19 protein-coding genes, 4 tRNA genes and 1 pseudogene are annotated in these 20416 nt (G+C 45.7%); 8 read left to right on the top strand and 16 right to left on the bottom strand.

The features are described from left to right. Positions 1 to 106 precede the first annotated feature (106 nt). Positions 107 to 1462 (top strand): Fic family protein, encoded by a 1356-nt coding sequence (locus ACH19P_RS02615; RefSeq protein WP_462156968.1) that lies wholly within the window; start codon positions 107 to 109, stop codon positions 1460 to 1462. Between the two features lie 841 nt (positions 1463 to 2303). On the opposite strand, the gene ACH19P_RS02610 is transcribed toward ACH19P_RS02615, so the two are convergent. The 9 genes from ACH19P_RS02610 to murB form a co-directional block, all read right to left on the bottom strand. Then, positions 2304 to 2438, bottom strand: coding sequence for a hypothetical protein (locus ACH19P_RS02610; RefSeq protein WP_462156967.1), 135 nt, complete (start codon positions 2436 to 2438; stop codon positions 2304 to 2306). A gap of 140 nt (positions 2439 to 2578) precedes the next feature. Beyond that, positions 2579 to 3763 carry an elongation factor Tu gene (gene tuf / locus ACH19P_RS02605; RefSeq protein ID WP_347391331.1) on the bottom strand — a complete coding sequence of 395 codons (1185 nt, stop codon included), beginning with the start codon at positions 3761 to 3763 and terminating at the stop codon, positions 2579 to 2581. Positions 3764 to 3896: 133 nt separating this feature from the next. Beyond that, positions 3897 to 3972: transfer RNA gene (locus ACH19P_RS02600), tRNA-Thr, on the bottom strand. Positions 3973 to 3984: 12 nt separating this feature from the next. Next, a tRNA-Gly gene (locus ACH19P_RS02595) sits at positions 3985 to 4059 on the bottom strand. Positions 4060 to 4104: 45 nt separating this feature from the next. Further along, positions 4105 to 4189 (bottom strand) — tRNA-Tyr (locus tag ACH19P_RS02590). Between the two features lie 41 nt (positions 4190 to 4230). Continuing rightward, positions 4231 to 4306 (bottom strand) — tRNA-Thr (locus ACH19P_RS02585). Between the two features lie 117 nt (positions 4307 to 4423). Beyond that, complete coding sequence (locus ACH19P_RS02580) at positions 4424 to 5128, bottom strand: type III pantothenate kinase (protein ID WP_462156966.1); 705 nt, start codon at positions 5126 to 5128, stop codon at positions 4424 to 4426. Further along, the gene (gene birA, locus ACH19P_RS02575; protein WP_462156965.1) at positions 5125 to 6111 is read right to left on the bottom strand and encodes a bifunctional biotin--[acetyl-CoA-carboxylase] ligase/biotin operon repressor BirA; all 987 of its coding nucleotides are present in this window, start codon (positions 6109 to 6111) and stop codon (positions 5125 to 5127) included. Before birA ends, ACH19P_RS02580 begins: the two co-directional genes overlap by 4 nt. Further along, positions 6098 to 7108, bottom strand: a complete 1011-nt coding sequence (gene murB, locus ACH19P_RS02570) for a UDP-N-acetylmuramate dehydrogenase (protein ID WP_462156964.1) — start codon at positions 7106 to 7108, stop codon at positions 6098 to 6100. The genes birA and murB overlap by 14 nt, the downstream gene beginning before the upstream one ends. 181 nt (positions 7109 to 7289) lie before the next feature. Between murB and ACH19P_RS02565 the strand changes: the two genes are divergently transcribed. Then, the gene (locus tag ACH19P_RS02565) at positions 7290 to 9128 is read left to right on the top strand and encodes a M1 family metallopeptidase (protein WP_462156963.1); all 1839 of its coding nucleotides are present in this window, start codon (positions 7290 to 7292) and stop codon (positions 9126 to 9128) included. A 51-nt stretch (positions 9129 to 9179) separates the two neighbouring features. Here the strand turns inward: ACH19P_RS02565 and ACH19P_RS02560 are convergent, their stop codons facing one another. Next, on the bottom strand, positions 9180 to 9806 hold the full coding sequence (locus tag ACH19P_RS02560) for a DUF2057 family protein (protein ID WP_462156962.1): 627 nt from the start codon (positions 9804 to 9806) through the stop codon (positions 9180 to 9182). Positions 9807 to 9892: 86 nt separating this feature from the next. Here ACH19P_RS02560 and ACH19P_RS02555 point away from each other — a divergent pair, with 86 nt between their 5' ends. From ACH19P_RS02555 to ACH19P_RS02545, 3 genes and pseudogenes are all read left to right on the top strand, one after another. Further along, complete coding sequence (locus tag ACH19P_RS02555; RefSeq protein WP_462156961.1) at positions 9893 to 10258, top strand: histidine triad nucleotide-binding protein; 366 nt, start codon at positions 9893 to 9895, stop codon at positions 10256 to 10258. Positions 10259 to 10471: 213 nt separating this feature from the next. Next, complete coding sequence (locus ACH19P_RS02550) at positions 10472 to 11128, top strand: helix-turn-helix transcriptional regulator (protein ID WP_462156960.1); 657 nt, start codon at positions 10472 to 10474, stop codon at positions 11126 to 11128. A 129-nt stretch (positions 11129 to 11257) separates the two neighbouring features. Further along, a pseudogene (locus ACH19P_RS02545) lies at positions 11258 to 13416 on the top strand (response regulator). Here the strand turns inward: ACH19P_RS02545 and ACH19P_RS02540 are convergent. From ACH19P_RS02540 to ACH19P_RS02515, 6 genes are all read right to left on the bottom strand, one after another. Continuing rightward, a complete protein-coding gene (locus ACH19P_RS02540; RefSeq protein WP_462156959.1) occupies positions 13413 to 14144 on the bottom strand; it encodes a cupin domain-containing protein in 732 nt (243 codons plus the stop codon). The pseudogene ACH19P_RS02545 and the gene ACH19P_RS02540 sit on opposite strands and share 4 nt — an antisense overlap. After that, a complete protein-coding gene (locus ACH19P_RS02535) occupies positions 14131 to 14823 on the bottom strand; it encodes a mannose-1-phosphate guanylyltransferase (RefSeq protein ID WP_462156958.1) in 693 nt (230 codons plus the stop codon). Before ACH19P_RS02535 ends, ACH19P_RS02540 begins: the two co-directional genes overlap by 14 nt. Positions 14824 to 14872: 49 nt before the next feature. Continuing rightward, a complete protein-coding gene (locus ACH19P_RS02530) occupies positions 14873 to 15652 on the bottom strand; it encodes an amidohydrolase (RefSeq protein ID WP_462156957.1) in 780 nt (259 codons plus the stop codon). 6 nt (positions 15653 to 15658) lie between these two features. Beyond that, a complete protein-coding gene (locus tag ACH19P_RS02525; protein WP_462156956.1) occupies positions 15659 to 15904 on the bottom strand; it encodes a VF530 family protein in 246 nt (81 codons plus the stop codon). Positions 15905 to 15987: 83 nt separating this feature from the next. Next, a complete protein-coding gene (locus ACH19P_RS02520; RefSeq protein WP_462156955.1) occupies positions 15988 to 17469 on the bottom strand; it encodes an FMN-binding glutamate synthase family protein in 1482 nt (493 codons plus the stop codon). A 102-nt stretch (positions 17470 to 17571) separates the two neighbouring features. Beyond that, a complete protein-coding gene (locus ACH19P_RS02515; RefSeq protein ID WP_462156953.1) occupies positions 17572 to 17877 on the bottom strand; it encodes a DUF6482 family protein in 306 nt (101 codons plus the stop codon). 115 nt (positions 17878 to 17992) lie between these two features. Between ACH19P_RS02515 and ACH19P_RS02510 the strand changes: the two genes are divergently transcribed. From ACH19P_RS02510 to ACH19P_RS02500, 3 genes are all read left to right on the top strand, one after another. Next, positions 17993 to 18691 carry a pseudouridine synthase gene (locus ACH19P_RS02510; protein WP_462156952.1) on the top strand — a complete coding sequence of 233 codons (699 nt, stop codon included), beginning with the start codon at positions 17993 to 17995 and terminating at the stop codon, positions 18689 to 18691. Positions 18692 to 18752: 61 nt separating this feature from the next. Further along, positions 18753 to 19130, top strand: a complete 378-nt coding sequence (locus ACH19P_RS02505) for a BlaI/MecI/CopY family transcriptional regulator (protein WP_462159298.1) — start codon at positions 18753 to 18755, stop codon at positions 19128 to 19130. Position 19131: 1 nt separating this feature from the next. Beyond that, the gene (locus tag ACH19P_RS02500) at positions 19132 to 20340 is read left to right on the top strand and encodes a TonB family protein (RefSeq protein ID WP_462156951.1); all 1209 of its coding nucleotides are present in this window, start codon (positions 19132 to 19134) and stop codon (positions 20338 to 20340) included. Positions 20341 to 20416 lie beyond the last annotated feature (76 nt).

Genomic DNA, 20416 nt, shown 5'->3' with positions numbered 1-20416 from the left:
TCCTGAGCACCCTCATGAATTTTTCGGATATTTTCATCTCAAAATTGAAGAGCTTTGAGATAAATGTTATACATTAATTTCAATAAAGATAAATTTTGAGATTAAAATGGTATCTAAACCACCTAAGTTTTTAGGAAGCCCTTTCAAATATATTGCAGAAAATGATCCGTCAAAAATTGATGATTACTTATCACTATTTTCTCCAATAGACTCCAAAGGCAGATATTTGCATTTTGAAGAACTCAAGTATAGGCTGCCAACGGGCCTTGATTCTGGTGTTGCTTGGTCAATAGTCAAAATGGCAAGAGATAGACAGCTACAGGGTATGTATACCCTTGGTGAGCCTAAGCAGCACTTCAAATTCTATTTATCGCCTTCAATACAAAAAGCTATTTCAGAAACAGATAGAAATGCCACCAGCGCTAACTTAGAGTGGATGTGTAGCAAGATTGGAGAACAAAAGCACCTTCAGTACCTACTAAACGACCTCATAGAAGATGAAGCTATAAGCAGCAGCCAATTAGAAGGTGCAGCAACAACAACAAAGGTAGCAAAAGATTTATTAAAGCGAAAAAGAAAGCCCAGGTCACCTGATGAAAAGATGATAATTGGTAACTTCAAAATGATGAAGTTTGCATGGGAAAATAGAGATCAAGATTTGTCAGTCGAGTTAATCTTAAGCCTGCATCAAATTGGTGTTGAAAGCATTGATAACGATAACTACACCCCTGGAGTTTTTAGGAAAACTGACGATGTAGCCGTTGTAGACGCTGAGGGAAATACTGTACACACGCCTCCGCCAGCAGCAGGATTGACTAAAAGGATAAAAGAGTTATCAAAATGGGTTAACATTTGTCATCACGATATTGACAATAAAAATTACCTGCACCCACTTGTCAAAGCAATAGCTCTGCACTTTGCTATTGGTTATGAGCACCCTTTTCGAGATGGTAATGGTCGTGTTGCTAGAGCCTTATTCTACTGGTATATGTTCAAAAGTGACTTTGCTGCCTTTAGGTATATAGCAATTAGTGTCCTCCTTAAGTCCGCACCAATTAAGTATGGCAAGAGCTATCTATATACTGAAACAGATGACATGGACTTGACTTACTTTTTAGACTATCAGTGTAGTGTCATTATTAGAGCCATTAATTCATTCAAAGAGTCATACCTGAAAACACTGGAAGAAACAGAGGCTTTCAATAAATGGCTGTGGGAATCTGGCCTGTATAAAAAGCTTAATGATAAACAACAGACATTATTCCAAGTTGCTAAGAGCGGTGTTGCAAAGCACTTCACAGCAACTAACGTCAAAGAGAATCTTGGGTGCGCTTATAACACTGCTGCAAACGCATTGAATGGGCTTGTAGAGCTAAAGTTATTCGACAAAGCCAAGATAGGAAGGGAGTGGGTGTATAGCATGAGAACACAAAAGAAAATTATTGATTCGTGGAAAAATTGAAATTTGGCAGGTCCGCAGCACTTCCGACTATGCAGGCCCTGACAATCCATACATGCTTTTAATATAGCGAATAACCAATATGCTTTGTACGCATTAATAGCAGTTCAAAGCTAGCAAGTATCACTCTAATTTCTCTTAGTTGCCACCGCTACATATACTAAATCTAAATTGTTGAGGTATCTTATCTCACTTCCCATTTGATTCGCGCTGGAGAAATTGATGCCGACAGGGACACGGCTTCATGGACGAATTTTTTAACGTAGCGGAGAGAATCCTCTTGCGGCCTAAGCGGAGCGTTTAGCAAAAACCTGAGTTCGGGGGCATAAGCAAATTACGGGTTCGCGGAGTTTCCAAAGAGGGAGTCGAATCACCCCCTTTTTGGTTGTCGTCACCAACGAGGCAAGAGCTACCCACATAACTTCAGTCGCTCAACAACACCGCTGTATCAGCCTAATTCCCCTTGCATTGCATCCGAAACGAGATACGAGAAGAGTAATCGTCCGCAGGGATAGCGGGCGAAAACAGGCCCAGTGCAGGGACGCGCTGTGCCTAGTGGTTACGTTCATTTCTCGTGGCGCGTTGAGGAAAAATGCAATGTCGGGGCGCCCTAGGAGTTCTTAGAGGAAATGGGCAAGCATTTCCTCTGACTCGTCGTCGGCGACCCGACAAGAACTTACTCTGGAAAGCTGTGGGGAGTTTTAACGGAAGAAGTAAGTATAGAGACAGATAATAAAAGAAGAGTGTTTAAAAGGCCGCGTAGCGGCCTTTGGTGTCCGAAGTGAGCGAGGTTTTAGTAATACATCCATGTAGGCTGGTTCCTGTCGGCATCCATGCGTCCACCTCAGAACGCTGCGAAGCTAGGCTTCGGTCGTTCTTCGCCCTCGCAGAGCTCGTCACCTTCAAGCGGCGCGAGTATGCCTGCATCACTATAGTGCAAGTAATTCATCCCTGAAGCTGGGTTCCTGTCGGCATCCATGCCTCCACCTCCGAGCGCTGCGAAGCTGGGCTTCGGTCGCTCGTCGCCCTTCACGGCCGTGAAGCTGGCCAACTTTGCTGCTGGCATAAAAAAAGGCCGCCTAAGCGACCTCTTTTTTAGCATTTTAGCTATATCGTTGATTACTCAACGATAGAAGCTACAACACCAGCACCTACAGTTCGGCCACCTTCACGGATTGCGAAACGTAGACCTTCGTCCATCGCGATTGGGCAGATTAGCTCTACTACCATCTTGATGTTGTCACCAGGCATTACCATTTCTACGCCTTCTGGTAACTGGATGTCACCAGTTACGTCAGTTGTACGGAAGTAGAACTGTGGACGGTAACCTTTGAAGAATGGCGTGTGACGACCACCTTCATCTTTTGATAGTACGTATACTTCTGCTTCAAACTTCGTGTGAGGAGTGATTGAACCAGGCTTCGCTAGTACTTGACCACGCTCAACTTCGTCACGCTTAGTACCACGTAGAAGGGCACCGATGTTCTCACCCGCACGACCTTCGTCTAGAAGCTTACGGAACATCTCAACACCTGTACAAGTTGTCTTCGTTGTATCTTTGATACCTACGATTTCAACTTCGTCGTTCACGTTGATGATACCAGCTTCAACACGGCCAGTTACTACTGTACCACGACCCTGGATTGAGAATACGTCTTCGATAGGCATGATGAATGGCTTATCGATGTCACGCTCTGGCTCTGGGATGTATGTGTCTAGCGCGTCTGCTAGTTCAACAATCTTGTCTTCCCACTCTTTCTCGCCTTCAAGCGCTTTAAGAGCTGAACCTTGGATTAGTGGTAGGTCATCACCTGGGAAGTCATACTCAGAAAGAAGTTCACGAACTTCCATCTCTACTAGCTCTAGTAGTTCTTCGTCGTCAACCATGTCACATTTGTTCATGAATACGATGATGTAAGGTACACCAACCTGACGTGAAAGAAGGATGTGCTCACGAGTCTGTGGCATTGGGCCGTCAGTCGCAGCTACTACTAGGATCGCGCCGTCCATCTGTGCAGCACCAGTGATCATGTTTTTAACATAGTCAGCGTGTCCAGGACAGTCTACGTGTGCGTAGTGACGAGTTGGTGTGTCGTACTCAACGTGTGAAGTTGAGATTGTGATACCACGCTCACGCTCTTCTGGAGCGTTATCGATCGATGCGAAATCTTTAGCTGTACCACCGTATACTTTTGCAAGTACGTTTGTGATTGCTGCAGTTAGAGTTGTTTTACCGTGGTCAACGTGGCCGATTGTACCTACGTTTACGTGCGGTTTTACGCGTTCAAACTTTTCTTTTGCCATGACGGAACCTATCAGTTTTTGTGTATCTAGATTACATATCAAACGATCGACAAAAAACGACAATCAATTCAATTCTTCAATTATTGAATATTTTTTAGACAAATCAAAGGAAGTATTTCAGGAAAGTCAGGACTGGTGCTGATAGGCAGATTTGAACTGCCGACCTCACCCTTACCAAGGGTGCGCTCTACCAACTGAGCTATATCAGCACACCAGAAAACTGGAGCGGGCAGCGGGAATCGAACCCGCATCATCAGCTTGGAAGGCTGAGGTAATAGCCATTATACGATGCCCGCTTTAAGGAACCTGTTCTTAACTACCTCTAACCGTCAAGAATAAAGTGGTGGAGGGAGCTGGATTCGAACCAGCGAAGGCAGTGCCGTCAGATTTACAGTCTGATCCCTTTGGCCGCTCGGGAACCCCTCCACGCAAAATTCTTATCTAAAGCTTTCCAAGGGTAAGGAAAATGGTGCCGACTATCCGAGTCGAACGGATGACCTACTGATTACAAGTCAGTTGCTCTACCAACTGAGCTAAGTCGGCACTGCTTTAGTACGGGGCGAGATTCTAAGGCATGGTTTTATGCGATGCAACTATAAAATCAAAAAAAGTGTAGGATTCGCTCACAAACGTTCAATTATCGTGCAATACAGTGTTTTTTTAAGCGATTTCGCCTGCTTCTCGCCATTTTAGTAGCCCTTCCAGTACCAAATGCGGACGATAAATACTGTGAGGTAAATGCATGTGTAACGATAGACCATCACCTCCAGTGATAAGAAGTTTGGCGTCGTGACTCCCACCACATTGGTTCAATGTATATTCAATGGCGCCTAAGGCACCGACAAACGCACCGTTTTTCACAGCTGCTGGCGTTGAATTTCCCGGATGAGGTTTTGCGGATAGCCCATCCACACTAAACACATTCTGCGCTCGGTTGACGATGCTTTGCTCACTGAGTTTCAAACCACTGAGAATGTAACCGCCAATGTGCTGATTATTATCGTTGATCACGTCTATCGTCAGTGCAGTGCCCGCGTCTACGACTACCGTATGGCCGTTTGGATTTTCACTGTATCCGGCAATAACGGCCAGCCAGCGGTCAATACCTAAGGTTTGAAAGTTTGGATACGCACACTCAAGTTCACGCCAATGACTGCTTGTACGCGCACGATGAACCGTTTTCCCATGAGCTGCAGCAATCGCGAGTACTTGAGTCAAACTACTCGAATCAGCGACAGCGGAAATGAGTACCTCATCGACATGCTGCCAAGGCACCTCTTGCAAGCCGACGGCATGCAATTGCCCACTTTCATTCGCCAACAACATTTTCACCGCGGTGTTGCCCGCATCCACTAACAGTTTCATGACTTCACTCGCAGACTAATTTCGCCACCAAAGTATCGTTTGCTCTGACCATCAATGCGAAGCACGACAGCTCCTTGCTCATCGATGCCTTCACAAATCCCGCGCCAACTGCTGGTACCAGAGCTAAGCTCTACACATTGTCCAGCAAAGGCATGGACGTTATTCCATTGCTGATACATGCCCTGCAAGCCATGTTGTTGGTATTGAGCGAGGCGTTTTTGTAAGAAGCAAGTCAACACCGCCACCAGCTGATTCTTGTCAATGTCATCGCTAAACTCACTGAGGTCGCACCAAGGTTGATCAATATTATCGGCGCTGGTTTGTGGCATCGCCACGTTAAGACCAATACCAATTACTAAATGACACGGCCCCTCGGCAGTGCCATCGAGTTCAACCAATACGCCTGCGAGTTTACGGCCATTGACTAGCACATCATTCGGCCATTTGAGCTGCACATCGAGGTCATACAATGCCTTTAAACTATCGTATACCGCCAAACCCACAGCAATGGATAATCCCATCGCTGCGTGCATACCGTCGTCTAATCGCCAGTAATAACTGTAATAAAGGTTTGCCGCAAAAGGCGACTGCCACACCCGACCACGACGCCCTTTTCCCTGCTTTTGCATTTCCGCAACGAGCACAGAATTATTACGCACTTTACCTTGCTGCAAACGGCGCATCAGCTCAGTGTTGGTGGAATCTATAATAGGTTGCACTTCAAATTCACAGCCCGAACCATCAAGCTGCTGATAAGCGGATTCAATATCTGATTGTTCAAGCAAACTTAATGGGCGACTCAAGCGATACCCCTTACCGTTCACTTTGTAGATATCTAAGCCCATTTCTTGCAGTGACGTAATGTGCTTACCCACGGCTGCACGACTAATACCGAGTTGCTCACCCATGACTTGTCCCGAGATGAAGTCGCCCTGGTTAAGTGCATGCAGTATGGCGAGTTTGTTACCGTCAGGCGCTTTCATGATTCGCCCTCACATGGAATTCGCCCTGCTCACCCATCAATCGCACTTCATGTTCTAAATGCACCCCAAATTTCTCATTGATGGTTTGTTGAATGTGCTCAACCATATCGAGCAACTGCTGCGCAGTGCCAGCACCCCGATTCACCAGTACTAATGCTTGCTTGTCATGCACAGCAATATCACCAATAGCAAACCCTTTTAGCCCTGCTTGCTCAATCAACCAACCTGCAGCCACTTTTTTATTGGCTTTATCAACGTCGTAGCTTGGCATAGTAGGGTATTCACTGAGCAGTTTCTCAACGTGAGCGCTACGCAGAATGGGGTTTTTAAAGAAGCTACCGCAATTGGCAAGTATCGCTGGGTCGGGCAATTTGGACTGGCGCACAGCAACAACGGCATCAAACACCTGTTGCGGTGTTGGCTTGTCTAACTGCTGCAATGGGCCATAACTTAAATTCGGTTGCCATACTTTTGGCAAGCGTAAGCCCACGCGGGTGATAATAAATTGCCCTTTGAGTTGGTGTTTAAACACAGAATCACGATAACCAAAACCACATTGCTCGGCACTGAGCTTCTCAAGCTTGCCTGTTGCTAAGTTATACCCTTTAACGTAATTGACGAACTGCGCGAGTTCGACACCATAAGCGCCGATGTTTTGCACAGGGGCAGCTCCCACATTGCCAGGGATTAACGCTAAGTTTTCTAAACCCGGCATGTCTAATACCAAGGTTTTTTTCACCAACTCGTGCCAATTTTCACCTGCCTCACAATGCAGTAACCAGGCGTCTTCACGTTCTTCAACGCGCATACCTTTATTGGCAATAACCAGCACGGTTCCGTGATACGAAGCAGTAAAAATAGTGTTGCTGCCTTCACCTAAAACACAAAACGGTTGTGTAAAATCGACCTGTTTTAATTCTGATGGGTCAGTAATTATCATCATCTTGTCGCAGTGGGTGTCCAACGCAAAAGTGTGATGGCTCTGTAATGCAGGCAAAGTGGTGCTCTCTGAAAATTTTTGAATATGCTCTAAAACCTAAGTGTAACCTAAGCTGAACTTCGGACCTAGTGTCATGATTTTATGACGCATCAACGCAACCGTTCTGCGCCTTTGGTATCAGTTCTCATAGAGATCTGGTATAAAAGCTTCTTCTTATTTCCCCCGTTCTGAGGAAGCTATGAAGTTAAAACCTGTTGCTTTAGCACTCGCACTTAGCGGTATGAGCCTACATGCTGTGGCCGCTAACGATGAGCATACCTATGCCAATCTTGATGAAGTTGTTTCAACTCACTTGTATCTAGACCTTGATGTTGATTTTGATGACAAGCAATTAGAGGGTTTTGTTGAGCACACCCTAGACTGGCAAGATGCCAATGCTCGCACGCTTGTATTAGACACGCGCGACCTAGAAATTGACCGTGTTATTTACCAAGGTAAGAACGGCAAGTGGCATGAAGCAAAATTTGATTTAGCTCCTCGCGACGACGTTAAGGGCGCCAAACTAACGATTAAGTTCAATCAACAAGCGCCTAAAGTTCGTATTTACTACAACAGCTTACCTCAAGCATCTGGCTTGCAATGGTTAACGCCAGAGCAGACAGCAAGCAAGACGCAGCCGTTTATGTACAGCCAATCGCAAGCAATTCATGCGCGTAGCTGGATCCCAGTACAAGACACACCGGCCATGCGTGTAACCTATAATGCCCGCATAGAAACACCAAAAAATGTGCGTGCAGTAATGAGCGCCGACAACACCGGTGCATTCATCAAAGACGGTGACTACTTCTTTGATATGCCACAGGCCATTCCACCTTACCTCATCGCCATTGGTGCGGGTAACTTGGAATACAAGGAAATGTCGCATCAAACAGCGATTTTCGCTGAACCACAAATTCTCGATGCCTCTGTTGCTGAATTCAACGACACCCAAGCAATGATCGACAAAACCAATGCGATGTATGGTGAATATGCATGGGGTCGTTATGACTTGCTTATGCTGCCGCCAAGCTTCCCATTTGGTGGCATGGAAAACCCGCGTTTGAGCTTCATTACCCCCACCGTTGTTGCTGGCGATAAGAGCTTAGTCAACCTGATTGCACATGAACTTGCGCACTCTTGGTCGGGCAACCTTGTAACTAACGCAACATGGGAAGACTTGTGGTTAAACGAAGGTTTCACGTCTTACGTTGAAAACCGCATCATGGAAGAAGTATTCGGCCGCGATCGTGCAGTGATGGAACAATCTTTAGATGCTGCGGGTCTGCGTGCTCAACTTAAAACTATCGATGCGCCAGATACACGTTTGAACTTAAAGCTTAATGGCCGCGACCCAGACGATGCCTTTAGCTCTGTGCCATACACCAAAGGCCAACTGTTCTTAATCTATCTTGAAGAGAAGTATGGTCGTGATGTATTTGATGAGTTCGTCAAAGGCTATTTCAAAGAGTTCTCGTTTAAATCACTGACTACCGCTCAGTTTGTGACTTATTTACAAGCAAACCTAATCGACAAACATCCTGGCGTTGTCAGTATGGATAAAGTCAATGAGTGGATCTTCGCGCCAGGCCTACCAAGTGACGCACCAAACCCAACTTCAGATGCATTTGAGAAAGTAGATACGCTCACTGCAACTTGGTTAAAAGGTGATATGACCGCCGCTGAACTGCCAACTGCGAATTGGACGGTGCACGAGTGGCTACACTTCATCAACAACCTACCGCGCGATTTAGGCAATGACAAAATGGTTGAGCTGGACACGCAATTCAACCTGACAGCTTCAACTAACAAAGAAGTGGCATTTGCTTGGTTCATGTTGGGTGTAGGCAACGGTTACGACGCTATCTACCCTGCGCTTGATAAGCACCTAACGGGTATTGGTCGACGTAAACTGATTGTGCCTTTATACAAATCACTCATTGTTAATGGCAAGCGTGACTGGGCCTATGAAGTTTACCAAGGTGCACGTGCGGGTTATCACCCTCTGGCACAAGGTACGATTGACGCGTTATTTAACTAAGCGGTCATTAGAATCAAAAAAGGGTGCAGTAAGCACCCTTTTTTAATGGCGTTATTTTTTTACTTTTTGCAAAAACGCGTTGCGTTCTTCCACTGTGGCTTGTTGCCACCAAAATTCGAGCATGGCTGCTGCACTCACAGCGCTAGGTGCAGTAGGAGCAGCGGGTGCAACTGCGGGTGCAACTGCGGGAGCAACCGCCGTGACTGCAGGCGCAGCAGGTGTAACAGGGTTCGGCGTATACTGGGTCACGGGTGCAACTGCGGGTGCAACTGCGGGTGCAACTGCGGGCAGAGTCGTTGCCGCTTGCTTGCCTTTAACTTTAACGCTCACAAATGGGCTTTTTGCATAGACTTTTGCTGCGTCTAGGTTTTTAGCGCGAGCAAACACCACTTCATAGTCGTTTCCAGCAACAACCGTGAGAGTGACCCAAAATGGTTCTGATTCAATTACCTCATGAGCATCATAACCAGATTCATATAAATCACTGTATTTCAACTTGAGGTTATAACTGCCCGGCTGTAACTCAAGTTCATCCACGGTGTTAAAGAACGAATGCTCAACGGCCTTATCATTTACCTGTAATGGCAGTATTTCTGCGGGGAATGAAACCATTTCAGCATGCGCTGCACTCATTAAAGCAAACGACAGTGTCGCGACACTGGTGACTTTTTTCCACATTGGATACCTTCCTTCGTTATATGTTTGACACGTCAGATTTTCTTTGTCATTACTTGCTCATAAATAGCATAAACAAGGAGCTCAGTGTGAGCACAGAAACTATTTTTACTAAAATTATCAACCGCGAAATCCCTGCCGACATCGTCTACGAAGACGAAAAAGCCCTCGCATTTCGAGACATCAACCCGCAGGCGCCATTCCATGTGTTAATTATCCCGAAGACCACTATAGCAACGATTAATGACATCGATGATAGTAATGCTGCTTTGGTCGGCCATCTCTATGTCGTTGCAGCAAAGCTCGCTAAAGAGCACGGTTTTGCTGAAGATGGCTATCGTGTGGTAATGAATTGCAACGATCATGGCGGTCAAACGGTTTACCACATTCACTTACACATGCTTGCCGGTAAAGCGATGGGTTGGCCTCCTTACCAAGATAAACTGAAAGTATAGTTCGCCATACTTCTTACCTACCTCTACACACTTTTCCGTGAGCGAAAGTGCCACCTGTGCATCTATCGCTCTTTTTTTCGTAACCATTTATTTACAATTGTATGAAACCCTTAAGAATTAATCTTTTATGACTAATAAAAGCTATTTTTCTAATACAAAAGAAGTGAACAGCGTGTTAGGATGTTGCAAACAGAGATAAAAACTGAGCAAATCATGAGTAAGACTGTATTTTTATTGCTTGAAAAAGAACCAATTAACCAAATTGGCGTGAATGTATTAGAGCCTTTATTACGTACGCAAGGACTTGAAGTGCATAAAGGCACTGATGTATCCCAAGTTCAGCCAGGTACGGCTTACTTATTTATCGAAACACCGAATGATGATGCATGGAATCGCCTTAAAGAGCATTTGACGAACCTTAATGTTGATTGCGACATCGTTCTTTTCAATCTCGACGAAAACCCAGAGCTTGCAAATCGTGCGCTATTGAGCGGCATCCGCGGTGTGTTCTACACCTCAGACAATGCTGATGTAATGGTTAAAGGCATTCGTCTTCTGCAAGAAAACCAACTTTGGTATCGTCGTGATGTGATGTGTAACGTGCTTAACCGTATGCTGCACTTTAACAAAGATTCACTGCACAAATTAACCGAGGGCGACATTGAGCCGGTTAAACTCACTAAACGTGAAAAAGCAATCGTGGCTTTGATGAGTAAAGGCGCAAAAAATAAAGAAATAGCCGACGATTTAAGCATCAGTCCACACACCGTAAAAACACACTTATACAGCGCATTTAGAAAAACCAAATGCCGCAACCGTATCGAGTTGTTATCGTGGGCACAAAACAATATCCCCAACGAACTTCGCTAATTCAAAAGCCAGCTTTAAGCTGGCTTTTTTGTGTCTATTTTTACCCAATGTGCAGACAGTTTCGCATGCTCTAATGTCAAAACTTGCGTATAGTATTGAGTATTACCTGTAAATTCAGATAGCTCTAGGATGCTCGACGCCACCACTCTCTTTATTACCAGTGCCACTGCTATCTTCGTTATGGCCATGCTCAATTGCATCACTTGGCGAGCCAACCGTAACTTTGTCGGCATTGGTTTATATGTGTTTTATCCTGTGTTTCTGCTCATCGGTGCTTGCTTATTTGCAACGTTTCCCACCGAGCAAAACATGATCATTAACGCCTTGGGTTATGCCTGTTTAATCCTCGCTTCTGTGATCCATGTATTGGCACTCAACCGCTTTTTGGACCATAAGGGCCTCATCACATCTGTGTTTATTAGCATCAGTCTAATAATCTTTATGTGCATGATTTATTTCTTGTTTGTGGATAGCAATCTACGCATGCGTATCATGTTGATAGACATCCATCGCGTAGTTGAAGCGTTTTGCTTAATTTTGATCATTGGTTACTACGCCAGAAACAAATACCCTAGCGCCAGCTTGGTTTACCTGATCGCCCTCGTGCTCACCCTCGTCATGTTTGGTGGCCGTGTGGTATTGATGGGGCAAATGGAAAATGCTGAATACCTGCAAAGTGACTGGTTCAGCGTGGCCCTATTAGTAAAAGGCGTAGTTACTCCCATGCTCTTCGCGGCAGGTTTGGCCCTGTTTTGTAACGAACGTCGCGAACTTAACCTCAATCAGTTGACCGCCAAGACCCAAAAAGATTTGGAAATTCGCGGCCTATTTTTATCCACTGTGAGTCATGAAATTCGCACGCCTCTAAACGGTATTCTAGGCAGTGCACAGCTTATTATGAACCAAACAACCACCCCAAAAAATAAACCCTATTGCGAGGCAATTATTAACTCTGCAGAATCACTTACCTTACTTATTGATAAAGTATTGGAATACGCAAGCTTAGACCAAAGCGACGAAGCGCTGTATGAAGAGGACGTTGAACTTCATACGTGGTTGAATAATTTGTGCCTACTTCTGAGTCCATTAGCAGAACAAAAAGGGGTGAAGTTTGAGCTCAAATACCACTTATCTAAACAGGCGTGTTATTACTGCGACCACCAAAAGTTGCGACAAATCCTAATCAATTTAGTAGGCAACGCCATTAAATTTACCGACAAAGGCACGGTCACGCTGCAAGTTGAGCAAATCCGTGAAGGCCAAGAAGCACATACGTTGCGCTTTAGTGTTATTGATTCAGGCCCCGGCATTGAAGAAGATGAAATTCAATTTTTGACCGAGCCATATGTGCAAAGTAGCGCAGGTAAAATCAAAGGAGGATTGGCCTTGGCTTAGCTATAACCAGCCGACTATTGGAACATTTGGACAGCCAGTTGAATATCACCAGTGAGCTCGGCAATGGCAGTACCTTTGGTTTTGACATGCGCTTGACCGTGGGTGAGCTGAGCTTAGTGGAAAAGCGCCCGCAAAGCAGTGAATATCGAACAGGTTTAGACGTGCTGTTAGTTGAGGACTTGGAGCTCAACCAAAAAATAGCGATTGAGTTTATGGCAGAAGACGAGCACCGCGTGAAGCTCGCCGTAGATGGGCAAAGTGCTATTGAGCTGCTACAACAATACCATTTTGATGTGGTGCTGCTAGACATGAACCTCCCAGATTTTAATGGCCAAGAAGTAATGAAGCGCCTCAAAAGCATCGATCATCGTAATCATCGGACGCCATTTTTGGCCTTCACTGCGAGTTTGAGCCCTGATGAAGTGAAGGAATATCTGGCCTTGGGTATTAAAGATATCGTTGCGAAGCCGATAAAACAGGAAAAACTGCGCCAAGCGCTCAGTGACTCACAATCAACCCAAGCGGCCAACCTGAGTGTCGCGTTGAAAGATGTGCTCTACGATGAAACCGCTATTGAGCTGATGACCCATACCTTTGAAGAGCAAGAGCTAAGCTCAATCTACAATGAGTTTGTGCTGTCAGCGCGAAACAAGTTACTGCGTTGCCAACAGCTTATCTCCCAAGATCCTGAACAGTGCATCAAAATACTGCACCGCCAAGCCAGCACCGCTTTGCAGCTAGGCTTTAACCGCTATGGCATGGCCTTGAAAAAATTAGAGCGACGCTTACTTGAGGACAAACCCATCGATGTGCAATTAAGTGATTGTCTTGATTTATGGCAGCAAAGTCTGGAGCAGTACCTTATGTATATGCGCCAGCAAGCGACACGTTAGCGGCCATAATCATCCTCAAAACGGACAATATCATCTTCACCAAGGTATTCTCCGTTTTGCACTTCAATCACCACAGCAATGTCATCAGTGGTATTTGCCAAGCGATGACGTTGACCTGCCTGAATATAGATAGATTGACCACTTTGCAATGTGTGCTGTTGCTCATCGACGGTAACAGTTACCCTACCTTGAACCACTACCCAGTGTTCAGAACGATGCTGATGCGCTTGCAAGGATAACCGCGTGCGCGCATTCAAGGTGATGCGCTTAACCTTGTAATTATGTGCTTCATTGAGCACTTCATATTGCCCCCAGGGGCGAAACGTTCGTTTATGAAACTCTCGTCGCTCGGGATAGCGCGCTGAAACTTGCTCAAGTAATTTTGGCATTTGCTCGAGACCTGTTTTACTGGCAACCAAGGTCGTATCACCACTGTGGATAACCACCGCCCCCTCAATGCCCAAGGTGGTGACCAGATGATTATCTTCTGTGTAGATGAAATTGTCTTTACCATCAACAACTACAGCATCACCCAACACCACATTGTTGTAGTTGTCAGCGCTATAGAAGCGGCTGAGCTGCTCATAACTACCCAAATCAAACCAATGCAACGTACTTAAACACACTAACAGTTTGTCGCTGTTTTCTAATAGTGCATAGTCGAGTGATTCACTGGCGACTTGCTGCCACATATCTTTATCCAAACGGATAAAATCAAGAATCAGCACTGAAATTTGCAGCCTTCTCGACTTGTATATACATCTTTGGCCGGTGGTGTTTAAATTCCGTGAGGAAGGCCTCTACTGCCGCCATTAACATCCCTGAATTCCACACATAACAACCCTGTTCAAGGTATTGTTGCGCACGGACTAGATCTGGCTTTTCCGTAAATGATTCAACATGGTAGACATCATCATCAGGTATTCCTGAGTGTTCGCCGTAATGGATGTAACCAAAGCCCGTTTCGGCATGAGAAGGGGTGATACCAAATACTAAAAGGTTAGTGTGTACGCTCGGCACTAACGCTTGCAGGCGATTTAGCAACCTCTCGAAGTCGGAAATAGCATGATCGGCGGGGGCAAAAAATAATTGCGCATCAGGCTGATGCTGCTGCGCCCATAAAGCCGCTATCAATGCCGCTGGCGCGGTGTTTTTTCCGCTAGGTTCAAGAATTATCGCACTCGCTTCAATGCCAATTTCGAGTAACTGTTGTGCCACCATAAAACGGTGCTGCTCACTGCATACCACCACAGGTGGCAAGCAATTGTTAGCAGCAAAACGCAGCGCGGCCTTTTGAAGCAAGGAGTGCTGTCCAGCTAATTGAATAAATTGCTTGGGTCTATCTTGGCGCGACAGTGGCCATAATCGCGTGCCACTGCCACCAGCGAGCAAAACAGGTAAAATCAAGAGTCAGCTCTAATCAAAAGGTTAGTAGGGCAATTGTAGCATCGTAGAGCTACTGGCTGATATCTAATGTGAAAGGGTCACTGTCTTGCCATGCAGGAAAGGCTTGTCTGTAGGCCTCTAAGTTCGCTTTGTTTAAAGTAACCACCAACACCTCTTGATGATCATCTTGAGAGAACGCCAATGTTTTGCCATCAAATCGATAGACCGCTGTGCCACCGTTGTGAGCAATGTTGTTGCCATCCTTGCCAACACGGTTCACGCCCAACACATAGCTCTGATTTTCAATAGCACGGGCTTTCAACAAGGTATCCCAAGCATCGCGGCGAGCGGCTGGCCAATTGGCGATATTGATCATCACGTCATAATCATTGCGATTGCGTGCAAAGACGGGGAAACGCAGGTCATAACAAATTTGCGGCAGAATTCGAAAGCCATTCAGTTCAAACACCACTCGGTGTCTACCTGCTTGAATGTGTTCACCTTCTTGGCCTAAACAGAATAAATGACGCTTGTCGTAGTGCTGAATGTCACCATTTGGACTGACCCAGTACATGCGGTTAAATTTCTGCAGGTCTTGTTCGACTAACACACTGGCAGCAATGACGGCATTGCTGCGTTTTGCCTGCGCGATTAACCATTGCACAATGGCTGTGGCACTGCTGGTAACGTTTTCGCAATCAACGGCAAATCCGGTGGCGAACGTCTCGGGGAGTAGGATTAAATCAACTGACTTTATGTCGCCCAGCTTTGTTTGCAGACCCGTCAGATTAGCCTGTGCATTTAGCCAAGCAATATCATGTTGGATGAGGGCGACTTTCAACGTACCCATGAGTGATTAATTTAAACCTGCATTGTAAGGCCAAGTACTGAACGTTTTGATGTATAACTGCTCAACTTGGTCTCGCGCCCAAGGGGTGCGACGCAAAAATTTCAACGATGATTTAACCGATGGATCTTTTTTAAAGCAGTTGATATTGACGTGCTCAGAAAGCGTTTGCCAGCCATAGTGCTCCACAAGGCGGTTCACTATTTCCTCTAGTTTTACGCCATGCAGCGGATTTTTGGGTTGTTCATGATGCATGAAATTGCCTCGAAACAATGAGTAGCGAGCATTTTAACTTAGTTAGCTAGCCCGCGTCATGTGCGTCTTACCCCAACTAACCTTTACTTGTACATAGAGTACATTTCGTCCAAGGTTTGCGACAACCCATCTTCTTGCACTACGCGCACGTGTTTGCGGCTTAACCCACGAATATTAGTGACCCCGCATGAATGCGCAATCAACCCCACACCGTAATGGATATACTTATTGTAGTTTGCCACCCGCTGGGTTTTATCGACCACGTCCAATCCTTTCATCAATTTAGGATTATGGGTTGTTATGCCGGTTGGGCAGGTGTCTTTATTGCATTGCAGCGCTTGAATACAGCCTAGCGAGAACATGTGTCCGCGTGCGGAGACGACAAAGTCAGCACCTAACGCCACCGCCCAAGCCACTTTTGAGGGCACAATTAATTTACCGGATGCAACGATACGAATACGCTCTCGCAAACCATGCCTTTCCAATAAATGCACTACCCACGGCAGGCTTTCTTTCAGCGGCAACCCCACTGAATCAAGCAGCGGCTGTGGCGCTGCACCGGTGCCGCCATCGGCACTGTCAATGGTGATGAAGTCCGGGGCGCACTCTTTACCACGCTGATTAATCAGCGCCGCCAGCTCTTCAAGCCACGCAGTTTCACCAATCACTGCTTTAAAACCGGTAGGTTTTCCCGTGATTTCACGTACGTAGTTAATCATGTCCAGCAAGTCAGCTACGCTCTTAATGTCGTGATGGCCATTTGGACTGATGGAATCTTTACCCTCAGGGATACCCCTAATTTTGGCAATTTCAGCATTGACCTTTACGCCTGGTAACATGCCACCTTTGCCTGGTTTGGCACCTTGGCTCATCTTAATTTCAAACATTTTAACTTGGTCGTGCGAGGCGATTTCCATGAGCTTGCTTTCGCTCAATTTACCGTGCTCATCACGCACGCCGTATTTAGCGGTGCCAATTTGAAACACGATATCTGCACCACCTTCCAAGTGATAAGGACTCAAACCACCTTCGCCAGTATTCATCCAGCACCCAGCTTGACGCGCGCCACGAGAGAGCGCTAACACAGCTCTTTTTGATAACGCGCCATAGCTCATGCCAGAGATATTAAAGACTTTGCGTGCTTCATAAGGGTGGCGGCAATTTTCACCTATGGTGACAGGTTCCGGTTCAATCGCATCTTCTTCTAGCGTCGGGAATGCGGTATTCATAAACATGATGGTGCCGGTGGGGTCTAAGCTTTGCGTGGAGCCAAACGCGGAGGTGCGGTCCACATTTTTCGCTGCCTTGTACACCCAACTACGCTCCGCTCTATTAAACGGCATTTCCTCTCGATCCATAGCGAAGAAATATTGCCTAAAGAATTCACCTTGGCGCTCGAAGAAATACCTAAACCGACCGATAACGGGATAGTTGCGCCTGATGGAGTGCTTGTTTTGGTTTACGTCGATGAGGTACATATAGATAACCGCCAACACCACAAAACTAACGGCTAACAAGAAGATACTAGCGAGAAGGTTGATACCGTAAATAAAGAAATCGCTCATGCTCAATCACTTATGTGTCCCTGTTTAAAAGCAGATTTACATAAGATCGGGAATTTAGCCAGAGCAAAGTGATCGCTAAGTAACGGTTATTTTGCGCTCAATCTAATAATACTCGTTATTACCGTACGAGACTTCTAATGTGTTACTGCCTTGACGAATCGGTTGCCCACACATTTCGTCGTACGCACTGTTTTGACGCAATACCATATGGTGATAGGAAATGTGATCAAACAGTTTTTGAATGTGCAACGGGCTGTGCGCTTTCAAACAACTGCCTTCATGGTCTTTGACGTAATATTCAACGTTGTTAATGACCACCGACACTTGGTACAAGGCGCAATCTAAAGAGTGAATAATAACTCTTTGCAGTGGTTGCAGCTCGACAAGCTGCGTGAGTGTAATGCCCATGTTTACCTCCTCAATGTCACTTTGTTTTTTTACGCCAAGCACAAGAAATACGATCATTATCCCGCGCAACTTTCGAAGTGATATACTGCAGCCACCGCAATCACGATCTCCTATTATGAGTGAACCAATTCGCCTCGCTAAATACCTGTCGCATGCTGGAGTGTGCTCTCGCCGTCAAGCGTCTCGACTCATTGATGCTGGCGTGGTCACGGTTAACGGGCGATTAGCTAATCACATCGACCATATCACTGAGCAAGATCAGGTGGAGGTGGAAGGTCAACTGGTTCAGGGCTTGGCGCCGAAATATTACTTTGCCTATCACAAACCCGTTGGCATTGATTGCAAACTCAAAGCAGATGACCCTGCAAGTCTCATTCATCACTTGCCAACTCAAGGGCGTACCTACCCCATTGGCAGGCTCGATAAAGACTCCCGCGGCTTGTTGATCCTTACAAACGATGGTGAGTTATGTAACTTACTCGCTCATCCAGATCACCAGCATGAAAAAGAGTATTGGGTCGAAGTGGATAAACCGCTTGATAATGATTTCTTTGCACAAATGAGCCAAGGCGTGCCCGTTGATGGGCAAATCACCAACTCCTGTGAATGCACGCCTGTGTCAAACACACGATTCAGAATCGTTCTCACCCAAGGCTTAAACAGACAGATCCGCAAAATGGCGCGCCATTGTGGCTACAGGGTCATTGATTTATTTAGGGTACGTGTTGGCGAGTACCAATTAGATACGGGCCGCATTCCACAAGGACAATATCGAGAGCTCACCGCATCAGAAGTAGATTTATTGAAAAAATAACTTGCACATATGGACTACAAGTGTAATCTTAATTTCAAGGATTACATTTGTGAGCAAAGTTATGATCGAATTATCAAAAGCTGAATTTGAAGTCATGGAAGCGCTTTGGCAAGGCTATCCAGCTAAATCGAGCGAAATCATCGAACGCTTAAGCGACGACACCGAGTGGCATGAAAAAACCATCAAAACCCTTCTAGGTAGGCTCGTTAAAAAACAAGCGGTTAGCTTTGAAAAAGAAGGTCGTATATACAACTACCGTCCAACCATAGGCCGTGAAGATTACACTCTGAAACAAAGCCAAAACTTGATTCAACGTTTCTTCAGTGGTCGTATCGCGCCGCTTGTCAGTGGCTTTGCGAAAACGGAACAACTGTCGCAGCAAGACATCAATGAACTCAAAGCCGTAATCAAAGAGTGGGAAGACAAACAAGGAAAGTAATATGTTCGCATGGATCATTTCACAACAAGTTCTGATTTGCGCTGTTTTACTCGCACTCATCGTTGTTGAGCGCTGCGCACTAAAATCACTCAGCGCCCGTTTTATTTATTGTCTGTGGTTGCTAGTGCCAGCAGCACTAGTCGCACAAAGCCTGGAACTGTCGCAAACAATGACCTCACCGATCGCTGTAAGTCAGTATCTTGTCACGCCGCTACAACAAGCCTCCTCGGCACTGACATTAAATTGGGAAGGAGTGTATTGGTTGGTCGTAAGCGTCTTGTTAGTCTCGGTGAGCTACCAACACATGCTATTCCAACGCCGTATCGATGCCAAGTTAACAGTGGCCGCACTGACAACCGCAGATAAAGCAGTGCCAATTTATGAAAGCAACCACATCAATTCCCCTATGCTGGTCGGCTTTATTCGCCCGCGCATCGTATTACCCACTCAGTTGGTCGAGCACAGCTCTGCTGAGGCTATCGCCATGATGATTGAACACGAATATGTGCACTTAAAACGCCACGACAACATCATCAACGCATTGGCCATGATTGCGGTGACGTTAATGTGGTTCAACCCAGTGGCTTGGTTCGGTTACTTGAGCTTAAGACGTACTCAAGAACTCGCCTGTGACGAGCAGGTGTTGGCAAGTAAATCTGCTGGACAGCGCCTGCTGTACGGCAAGTCTATGGTCGAATGTGCGAGTCGTTCACAACTGCACAGCTTGGCTTATTCATACTACGGAGATAAAAACATGATGTTACAACGCTTATATAACATGCAATCAGCCAATAAAGGCCACATTGTCGCAAAAATGCTGAGTGTCTTACTGGCTGTAGGCAGTTTAACCCTGATTGCAACAGTACACGCTGGTGATGGCCACAAGGCACAAAAAGGATCGCAAAGTGATGTATCGCCGATTATTCGCATTGAACCTAAATACCCAATTGAAGCAGCAAAACAAGGTATTTCCGGTTCCGTTGTACTGCGTTTTCAAATTGCCAATGATGGCTCAGTTACCAATGTTGCTGTGGTTCAATCCACACCTGAATCGGTGTTCGACAAAGCGGCCATTCAGGCATTAGAAAAATGGAAGTACAAACCCGTTGCTAACCCAGCACAAGAGCAATTAGTTCAGCTCGATTTCAAATTGAGTGAAGATGTAAAACTACCTGAACTCACAGAGCGCATTAATGTGACATCGCACTAATTCACTGCGCTTAAGAGTACAAAGCAAGCTCCTTTTTTAAGGCGCTTGCTTTGTGTTTTTAAAAAAGTTTAAACCG

It is taken from the genome of Pseudoalteromonas sp. GB56, from assembly GCF_054923835.1.
Note: the sequence above shows the minus strand (reverse complement) of the source record. Positions and strands in the feature narration are given on the sequence as shown.